The organism is Arsenophonus sp. aPb, assembly GCF_029873475.1.
GTDB lineage: Bacteria > Pseudomonadota > Gammaproteobacteria > Enterobacterales > Enterobacteriaceae > Arsenophonus.
This window is the reverse complement of sequence record NZ_CP123499.1, coordinates 1,026,262-1,035,734: the sequence shown is the minus strand read 5'-3', so window position 1 is coordinate 1,035,734 and position 9,473 is coordinate 1,026,262. Positions and strand designations below refer to the sequence as shown.

Here is a 9,473-nt window from a genome sequence, read left to right as displayed (position 1 = left end):
CTATTGTGTTTCGGCCAGGCGTTTAAATTCCGCCGGATTTTCTTCGAAAATACGAATGCGTTCAGCTTCCGTATAATCCTTCCAGATTTTACCACCACCCCCAGTAGTGGTATGGCGCGGTTCACCTCGGGTTGTTCCAGTCGCCTTACTTCCAATAACAACAGGTGCAAATAACCTGTTGCTACGCATTTCTTTTTCTAAATCATCAAGGGTTGCCGCAGAGGGTTTTCCTTCTGCATCAATAATACGGGTTTTACCTTCTTCTACTGTCAGCCTGGATTTAATATGGGGTAAAAGTAATTCAGCACTGTCACCGGCCAGTTTGGCCGCTAAAGATTGAGCAACATTATCAACCAGTAACGTTCTTAAATTTGTATCTTTTTCTTCAATCTGCTTCAGTAATTCATTTTCACGGGAGACAAGCTTTTCTGACCAGCTTTTTTCCAGTGCGGCAATATCCCCGTTTTTTCTTGCCTGCTCTTCTGCGGCTTTTTTTGCCGCCTCTTCGGCCTGACGTCGCTTCTCCTGCTCTGCTTTTTTCTCGGAAAGCAGCTCATTTACTTTCTTTTGCAGTCCTGAAACGTCAGGAAATTCAGGTAGACCTTCAATGTGCATCTGGTAATTATCGCCAGATACTTTATATAACACTTTTTGCTCATCACTTAATGAATCAAATTCTTCTTTGCTTAACTGATACCTTAATGTCATCATTAACCTCGGGTTTGATGGTGTAGTCGCCAACTACAGATAATAAAAAACCCGTCTGGTGACGGGCTTGAGTTAATTAAATTCCGGCTCGCTTAAATGCATCGGGAGCTACTCGTCGCATCTCTTCAAGCGTCATCGGTTTGAAATTTTTGTGTAATTGCAATTTAGCAAACTGTGCGGGAGACAAACCGCCGTCACGAAACAGCTTACCCCTTGTTGATCCTAATACAATGTCCTGTCGTGTTGCTGATTGTCTAGTTAACCACTCGTAATACGTTTCCTCTCCCCATTCCGATTTTCTTGCTGGCTTTGTTACCAGTTTTTTCATCAATTCAGGTTTTAATACTGGTAACAGACGACTACGGCAGCGGGGATGAAGCGGCGGCATTGGCCCAGTACCAAGAGGATAACGATTGCCGGATAGCGAACGACACACCGTCGATGTCTTTAAATCCAGAATTGCGCTAAATTCTTCCTCTTCAATCATATCAGGATTTTCTTTATAGAAATCGACCGCCGCGACACTATGGGCATGCTGTAATGCTGTGCTTGCTATTGTCTGATAATTGCGAATAATGCGACCAATAACAGCGGCAGCAATTATCATCGGCTCAACTGACGTGCCGTTAATACTATCTTTTAGATAATTGACATCTTCACTTGATGCCATCGTCAATACAGCCTGGTTTTCAATCTGTTGCAGCGAATTATCAATCCAGGTAGCGATAAACCTGTCGAGAAAGAGCGATCCGTTCCATTGCGTTAATGAAATTGGTGTGTTATTCATTGATGATTCTACTTTTTTATCATCAACCGCATTAACATCATCAAACCATTGAGAAAGTCCAAGATATTCCAGATGCGCCATTTCAATAGCTGTTTGAATAACAAAATTCAAGAGAACATCAGAATAATTCTGTAATAATGGCTTTAATTCTTTTTTCAGTGAATTGACAATCAGTCTCAGTTTATTTCGTGATGAGATGTGCCCTGAAAATTCCGCTAAGGCTTTTGCAACCGTTTTTCTTAAATCAGAAGCCAGATTTCTGTTATTAATCACCTCCGATTTAACCCGCTCAAGCATAATCTGAATCATTAGCGCATTATCGATAATGGGATCTGACTGCATGCTCACATCCCTAACAGATTATTGGCTGAGGTTTCCAGTTCGGTAATAATATCCATAGGCTTTTCATCCGGCGGGGCAATATTAATGCGCTGTAAATAGCGAATAAAGTCGATTTTGCGCAGATTATTTGACTGGACAGCCGCTAACAATGCCGTAATGGATGATGAATCCAGTTTAGCCACTTCATACTGTTTGTTTAACGTCACAACCGCCTTACCGCTCCCTGCAAACAGAATGCAGAACTGTAATGCCCGATTAATCGCCTGTTCAACATTGCCGGAACAAAGGGACAAGACTGAATGATCTGTCTGGGCTTCATCCTGCGCCTGTGTTGCGGTTCTTGACGATGTGCCCCTTTCTATCAGCTTGGCGCCTAACATGGCCATCTGTTTTTCACGTCGCTCGGCAACAGTTAACTGAAAATTACGCTCCTCGGGTTGGGCAAACTTCATATCGCCGCCAACAGGGAGTGCAATCCCTCTGCGTGAACCGACTGTAAATCCATCGGGGAAATATTCTTTAGCCCAGTCATCCGTCAGGCCGGTTATTGCCACCATCGGTTGTCCAACCGTATGGGAAGTTTCGGCAATATCTGCTTCGGTTTGATAATGCTTGATGTTGATATAGGCGATATCTGCCAATGGCGGCGCATCAGGCGTGTGGTCGTTATTAACCGCACCAATCCATGACCAGGGTAATTCTGTGAGCGGAGCACCTTTTGCATCCGTTAACGCTACCCAGTCACTGACAATCAAATTACTATCCTGACGCCAGTGACGTGAATACGCTTTCCCCTCGCGTAGTCTCAACTCAATCCAGTTATCCTGTAGCTGGAATTCAAAGTCATCTGAATCAACGGGCTCCTGATATTTTAAAACGACCAGTGAGGTTTTACCGTGAGTAACCCGCCAGTTGATAATCTGTTTGGCAGTAAATAATCTGACAAAGGGACGGCCTTTATTCGCCTCAGACTGAATCCCTGAGCCGGTAAAATCCGTCAGCAACCCCGCCCGTCCTCTTTGCAGGTTTTGCGATAAGGCATCCCTTATCATTTGTGACAGCGGCTGACCTTCGCCATCAATATCATCTTCCAGATACGCAATCTCCGAAGAGATATCAACCGATACCGGTTTACTAAAGGCAATGCCTATCAATCCGCTGAGTGTTCTACCGGTCGCATTAATAAAAGGGGCACGCATTAAGTATTTTTTATAGCGCTCACCTTTTTTATCTTCTTTTTCCCTGTTATCAGCCGGATGGGGTAGATATCGTTCACGCTGACTTTTAATAACCCGCTCACCTTCAACACAATCGCCGATCATGTCCCATTCCCGTAGAAACTCAGTATAAGCAGGATGGCGGTAATCAACATTGTTATCCATATTAGTTCCAGTTAAAATTAAGTTTCTTGATGAATTTCTTACGATTGACTTTGCTTATAGCAAAATACCGAAATGCATCGGCATCATGTGACGTAAAATCATGTAGCGGTTTATCTTTCCAGCAACCCCGTTTGTCATCCCACTCCTTGCGATACGCTTCTAAATTAGTAATTCCATCGGCACATCGACATTCATCAAATACGCAATGTGGCAATATTTCACGCACCGCCTCAATCCCTTCATCAATGGAAAGTTTTGGCACTACATCAAATCGTATTGCGTATTTCTGTCCATCAATTTCATAGCCTTCTCTGGCAATTTCACGCCTGGATTTTGCGTCAGATCCAAACTCACGATTATCGATATCATGAGGGGCGTTGTGACTAGCATAGGTATAGCCTTTATCTTTTAGTACCTTCATGTAATAACGCAACCCTTCACCACTATTTGAGTAGTGATCTATGACATGAAATTCACTTCCTACTTCACGCACAAACCAGATTGACGTTGAGTCACCAACCCCAATATCCCAATATGTATGTACTGGCAAATGTGAATTATCAGGCAATGTGCCAATGCGTTTATTTTGATAAAGATAACGAAACTGCCTGGCATAGTAAGCGCCTTCTACTGACTGCTGGAAAGCTTCAGCGGGAAGTGAGGGATATTCCCGCTTCATATCATCACCGAGGGTTTTCTCTTTGGCGTAATACCACGCTTTCTGTTTGTCAGTTAACCGAATGCCATGTTCACCGGATAGCTCAGTAAAATAATCAATTAGCCGCTGTGGAATGGACTCCACCGGATCAATTGCATAATTATTATTTTTCCACCATGGAAAGAAAAAGAATTTCCAGTCTAATGATGAAAGTTTTTTTGCCTGGAGTTGTGCTTTTTCAGCAGACTGACAATAATCATAGAAGTAGCCTGCTCTCCCCTCTGCCGTGCTTTCTATTGTCGTAAAACACTCACTGGATACTGCTTCAAAGGCACCTGTTACAATTTCACGTGCCTTATCGGGATATTTTGCACATATTTTCCCAAATTCAGAGATATGTAAATAACGCAATGTGCCACCACGAAATGATGTACTAATGTAAATTGACCCACCCTTTTTGAAAACCAGTTCTCCAGCAGAATCATTACTAGCAGGATTGGCTGCCTTTATTTCGGCAGGCAATTTGTCGTAAGCGTACTTTACTTTTTCTCTAAATAAACGCTTTGCATCAGTTAGTGTGTGAGCAATTAAAGCGCATTTAGCTGACTCAAATAATGCCGCATCAAGCTGAATAATACACACCTCAGTCGTGAAACCGAGCTGACGCGCTTTAAGAATAATGTTTCTGGTATGCATGCCTTCAAAATAGAATAACTGCTCAGGCGTCATGTCAAAACGAATGGGTTTTCCGGTTTTATCCGTTATCCAATAGAGATGATTTAGTCGCCAAAGCTTATCGCGTAATAACGCTAAATGTTGTGGCTTCATAGTTATTTTTGTGAAAGTTCGTCCATAAGATCAGATAATGTTCCGACCACATCATGCTCATTTTTTACTTGCTCTCTAAAAGCCTGTACTGAGACATGCTTACCAAGTAACTCAAGGTTTTTAATCTTGTCTGGCCACTTAATTTTCTTTAGTAGTGTTTCAGTTGACTCTTCAGCTGATGAAATCGCCATGATATCTAAACCACCTAATGTAGTACGCCAAACTTTTGGCCAATCTTTGACAGGCTTTAGATCGCCAGAATCGGTCAGAATATCGAGTACATCCATTTGATCGATATCAACTAATCGTTCAAGAACATAGTCAGCATTAATTTCTAAACGATCATTACGTGCATTCAGTAATTCTTGAATTCGTTTTTGAATGTTGAGTTTTGCTAAGTTTTGACATGCGATATCTTTTGCAGTTTTTTCACTGTACCCTGCTCTAATTGCTGCCTGCGTCGCGTTTAAATCAATCAGGTACTCGCGACAAAAGGCTTCCTGCTTGTCTGTGAGTGCCATATTTTTGCCTTATTCATTTTTGACAATTATCAAATTCAACTCTTTCAGAACATTATTCTGCTAAATTTAATAAATCACCGGTATTTTTTGATACCATTAGGAATAAAATTCTAGTTATTTAATTTAAAATTACTTTTGATGTAATTTTTTTGATTGTTTTGATAAGCAGCAATTAATGCATTTTTACGTTGCTCATAATCCCAGTTCATACATGTTATGAATACTGTGTTAGCTCTTTGTAACTCAGTGATGCTCTTGATTTGATCGGGCGTTAGACAATCTCTAAGCTGTGCTTTTTTGTCGATGTTATGTTCACTCTTGAACTTAGCTGCTGATTTACCTAAAACGACCCGATTGATCATGTCTGCTTCATTACTGAAGTGATAATGCTTAGGCTCTTTACCTTCATCTTCTTTCAGTTTTTTAATAGCATCAGTCATCGGGCGGTATTCCATACGCGCTAATTCACGTTCAGCTTTTGTTTTAGCTTCTTTCTCTGCTATTTTCCTAAACTCTATAAAACTATCAACCAATCTAACTTGTCCATCTTTTGCTTTATTGCCACCAATAAATGGCATTGCAATTAAAAAACCACGTTCAGTTAATTCATAACAAGGCAACTCTTTATTTTGCTTACTGATATATGAGGAGGCTCTGAAATCGGAGCTTCCTAAATGATTAGACATAATCAGAGAATCTATGCTGTTCATTACTCTGAAATGGTCTCTACCAAATTCGTCTGCAATAACATAGGTTGTAACAACAGGAATATCTTTTACTTTTTTAATGAGATTTTTCATTGCGTATCCTTAGAGAAAGTGAACCTGTCCGCACAGAAAAGCCGCCCACAGATTGCTCGCCAGCATTAGCGACAATTCTTCAGGTACACTTTCTGTAAGGTTCTGTGTTTATTGTTTACGCGTGCGTTGCGTAGGGGAATTGAGCGATTCTTGAAAATATAATTCACAAAATGTGTTAATGTGTTAATGTGTTGTTACATGAAAGATTTAATTAATAATAATTTTCATTTAATTACGGAGAATCAATTATGAAATCGTTATTCAAGAAATTGACATTTATTGCTTTTTTAGGTTGCAGCTTTTTTTCTTTAGCTAATAATACTGATTCATCTGATAAATCAGTAAACACAGAACTAATGTGTGATACTCAGTTTGGGAAAGTGCCCGCAATAGATTCTGTAGTTAAAGATGGTAAAACACTTCTACTTTGCCCCAGATAAAATCAATATCGATTTACAAATGGGCAATTCACTATGAAATTCTTATACCTCTTCTTACTTTGAAGAGGTTCATCACAAATCTACCGCTGTTTTACTGAATTTCTTCCCGCCCACTTTTTAGCAACCTCAAGACAGTTGGCCATCATTTTACCGCGTTGAGTTGATTTGGATTGTCGATAGTATCTGATAGCTTCATTTGTTGCTGTTGCGGCTATTGATGAAGAAAAGCCGAGCTTTATTAACTCGGCCTTGATGTTTTTCTCAATGAATTGTTCATGATTCATGCTGGATTCTCTCCCCCTGTTGAGTCTTCAAATCCAGGCAAAGTCAATTGAGAAAGTGCCATAATAGTCTTTTCTGCTTCCCGTAATTTTTTTAAATGTCTTTTACGCACATTCATCATCTTGCTTCCTGGACGGCCAAAAGTAGCAGATGACCATTTATCTGCCGCTACAACCCGATTTTGCATTTCTCCAAGGGTCAAATCCTTCAATTTATTAATATCTAAAGAGGATAAAGTCGTTTTATCGATTTCTTCTTTTTCTATTAAATTAAGTACCCACCTGCGAATTTCTTTAGCAACAGGGGTATCCGCAAGCATACCTAATAGATGAAGTCCACGAAGAGAAAATAAACGTACTTTTGTTTGAAGATTCCGACCTCTCTTTGATTTATTCGAGGTCACTGTTGTAATGACCTCGGTCATTGCTGAGGTAAATTCATCAGCATTAGCATTGTACAAATTAGTTACCGATTTTGCTCTTGAGTAAGCTAGTAATTCAGCCACTTGTTTGCTTGTAAACCAAATTCTGTCATCCCCTTTATCAAAAGGAATAACTTCACGATCTTTGAATACTAATGTTTTAGACATAACGTATTACCTTCTCTATGAAATGAACCCTTGCCGAAATAGGAATGTCAGCCCACCGAGGCTCGTCAGCTCTACTGACATCCTCAAGGGCACATTTCTATAAAGTCAGGTTCGGTGGTTTATTTGAGTGCGCTTTCGTTACGCAGTGAAATGTAACTACTTGAATTAATTCCGATATGGTAATCACCATAACGTGAGTTTCTTACCCTCACCGATGAGGGTAACATTAATTAACTAAATGATTTTATTTACTATTTTTATTATAAGTTATATTCATCACATTTTTTGATTAGGTGTTAAAGGTGATATTTCATCCTCATAAAACCATCCATCTACAGCTCTTCCATCAGCAACTTTATAATGAATGAGATATTGATTGGCCGTATTAGCATATTCAGCTCGTCCTTTTATGCGTCCATTTTCATTACTAACAGTAATTTTTACGTTTTGATCTAATTCATGTTTAAACATATTTAATATTCCTGTTTTTGTTTGTAGACTTCTTTAACCCGCTCCCTCAATCCCAAAAACTGAGCCTCTAAGGTTTCGAGCTGACGTCTGAGACGGAGATAATTTCGCTCAGCGTCAGGCGCCAGTTCGGTGGGTCTTGCATCATCCACGCTGGAGGCGGTGGCGGTAATATTGTCGGACTTTGCACACACGGCTTTGACGAGCAGCCGCTTATTGTTGCTGTGCAGATCATCACTAAGCTTAAGTATTTGAGCTTTTGCATTATTGAGATTCTCAGTTTGTTTTTCGTCGATTGCTTGAAGTTGTTTTACTTGAGTGAGATATTGCTGTGCTTGTGATTTTTGTTTGCTTAACTCAGTTTCTAAGACCTGATATTTATATTTAAGATGTGAATATCTGTCGTAAATAATGATAATTGTGAGTAAAGCAATCCCTGAGATTAAAGATAAAATAATTTTAAATTTCATTAGATTAATGAATAAGCTTTTTCGAATACGTCGTTAGAATAGGGTTGCTGGCCGTTCTCATGTTGAATAATAGCTTTAGTCAATGCGATAAGTGTTTTTTTATCATCAGTTGATATTTTCTCATTACTGTTAACACTTAAAGCATTGCAGACACTTTTAACGTAAGAACTAGTGTCATTTTCAATATCGGGCGCATATCTATTAATCAATGCAAGCACTGAATCGCAATGATATTTACGCTGATAAGTTCTTAGTAGACACATGATTGCTCGAATACCGTACTCTGCTGATGCAAAGCGACAAAACCGGCTTTCAATTGCCGGATCATGCTCAAGCTGACCACGCCAATTATTCGAGTTGTTATAATCAATATTTCCAGGGTTATTGTTTCTTATTCCTCTCCCTAATTGCATAAATAATTCCCTTGAAATTTATCTCGAAACACCCTTACAATAGAACACAGGTAAACATATCAAATAATTCAAATAATAAACCAGAACAAATATATAATTATTTTTAAATTTTCTTTTTTACTAAACTTAATAACATAGTAAATAAAATTAAAGAGGATTATATTATGAAAAAATTTTTATTAATTTTCATTCTTATTTTTTTATCTTTTGCATCTACTGCAAATATGAATGAACAAAAGAAAACTACAGAAACTGATAATGAACAAGATATTGATTTATCAAAATTTTGCCCCTTTAAAATTTGTCAAATGAATAAAGGTTCTATTTGTAATAAAAATAATAGCTCTGCTAATCACTGAAAGAAAATATCTAACAATTACATTTAAATCATATGCGTTAATTAATTCCGAACTTATCGCGAAAAATAGCTAAAATAAAATCGATAATTCCCATGATTTTTTTCGTTCCAATGAAGCCAATAAATACTCCGCAGAATTCAGAGAGCAAGTTAAAAGAGCTGTCTATCCCGTAATATAAAAATAACCATTGCAGCGCTCTCATTACACCCACACTAATGAATGCACATAAAAGCGCTTCAAAAATGGACTGTTTACGAGTAGTTCCATTTTTACGTTCTCTGATAAAAGCCGTTGCAGCAGCTAATAAAATTCCGAATAGAAAAGGAGCATTAACCTGTAACCAGATGAATACCTGAGTCCAGAATCCGATATTTTTTTCAGGCATGCGCATATGCCACTCCGATAGAGTGTTTCCCTGTACGTTAG

At 38.9% G+C, this 9,473-nt stretch carries 13 protein-coding genes; 1 reads left to right on the top strand and 12 read right to left on the bottom strand.

Going from position 1 to position 9,473, the window contains the following annotated elements:
• The 11 genes from QE177_RS04555 to QE177_RS04505 form a co-directional block, all read right to left on the bottom strand.
• Positions 1 to 711 carry a hypothetical protein gene (locus QE177_RS04555; RefSeq protein ID WP_280551524.1) on the bottom strand — a complete coding sequence of 237 codons (711 nt, stop codon included), beginning with the start codon at positions 709 to 711 and terminating at the stop codon, positions 1 to 3.
• 73 nt (positions 712 to 784) lie between these two features.
• Positions 785 to 1,837, bottom strand: coding sequence for a phage head morphogenesis protein (locus QE177_RS04550; protein ID WP_280551523.1), 1,053 nt, complete (start codon positions 1,835 to 1,837; stop codon positions 785 to 787).
• Positions 1,838 to 1,839: 2 nt separating this feature from the next.
• Positions 1,840 to 3,219 carry a DUF4055 domain-containing protein gene (locus QE177_RS04545; RefSeq protein WP_280551522.1) on the bottom strand — a complete coding sequence of 460 codons (1,380 nt, stop codon included), beginning with the start codon at positions 3,217 to 3,219 and terminating at the stop codon, positions 1,840 to 1,842.
• 1 nt (position 3,220) lies between these two features.
• Positions 3,221 to 4,705 (bottom strand): terminase, encoded by a 1,485-nt coding sequence (locus QE177_RS04540; RefSeq protein ID WP_280551521.1) that lies wholly within the window; start codon positions 4,703 to 4,705, stop codon positions 3,221 to 3,223.
• Between the two features lie 2 nt (positions 4,706 to 4,707).
• Positions 4,708 to 5,226: a terminase small subunit gene (locus QE177_RS04535; protein ID WP_280551520.1), complete on the bottom strand. Its 519-nt coding sequence runs from the start codon at positions 5,224 to 5,226 to the stop codon at positions 4,708 to 4,710.
• 110 nt (positions 5,227 to 5,336) lie between these two features.
• Complete coding sequence (locus QE177_RS04530) at positions 5,337 to 6,026, bottom strand: Rha family transcriptional regulator (protein ID WP_280551519.1); 690 nt, start codon at positions 6,024 to 6,026, stop codon at positions 5,337 to 5,339.
• Positions 6,027 to 6,546: 520 nt separating this feature from the next.
• Positions 6,547 to 6,750, bottom strand: a complete 204-nt coding sequence (locus tag QE177_RS04525) for a hypothetical protein (protein ID WP_280551518.1) — start codon at positions 6,748 to 6,750, stop codon at positions 6,547 to 6,549.
• Entirely contained in the window at positions 6,747 to 7,337 is a 591-nt protein-coding gene (locus QE177_RS04520) for a Bro-N domain-containing protein (protein WP_280551517.1), read from the bottom strand. The genes QE177_RS04525 and QE177_RS04520 overlap by 4 nt, the downstream gene beginning before the upstream one ends.
• Before the next feature lie 276 nt (positions 7,338 to 7,613).
• Positions 7,614 to 7,808 carry a hypothetical protein gene (locus tag QE177_RS04515; protein ID WP_280551516.1) on the bottom strand — a complete coding sequence of 65 codons (195 nt, stop codon included), beginning with the start codon at positions 7,806 to 7,808 and terminating at the stop codon, positions 7,614 to 7,616.
• A gap of 2 nt (positions 7,809 to 7,810) precedes the next feature.
• The gene (locus QE177_RS04510) at positions 7,811 to 8,275 is read right to left on the bottom strand and encodes a lysis system i-spanin subunit Rz (RefSeq protein ID WP_280551515.1); all 465 of its coding nucleotides are present in this window, start codon (positions 8,273 to 8,275) and stop codon (positions 7,811 to 7,813) included.
• Positions 8,275 to 8,688, bottom strand: coding sequence for a structural protein (locus QE177_RS04505; RefSeq protein ID WP_280551514.1), 414 nt, complete (start codon positions 8,686 to 8,688; stop codon positions 8,275 to 8,277). The genes QE177_RS04510 and QE177_RS04505 overlap by 1 nt, the downstream gene beginning before the upstream one ends.
• Positions 8,689 to 8,852: 164 nt before the next feature.
• On the opposite strand from QE177_RS04505, the gene QE177_RS04500 reads away from it, so the two are divergent.
• Entirely contained in the window at positions 8,853 to 9,047 is a 195-nt protein-coding gene (locus tag QE177_RS04500; protein ID WP_280551513.1) for a hypothetical protein, read from the top strand.
• A gap of 37 nt (positions 9,048 to 9,084) precedes the next feature.
• Here QE177_RS04500 and QE177_RS04495 read toward each other — a convergent pair whose 3' ends face one another.
• Positions 9,085 to 9,438, bottom strand: coding sequence for a phage holin, lambda family (locus QE177_RS04495; protein WP_280551512.1), 354 nt, complete (start codon positions 9,436 to 9,438; stop codon positions 9,085 to 9,087).
• Positions 9,439 to 9,473 lie beyond the last annotated feature (35 nt).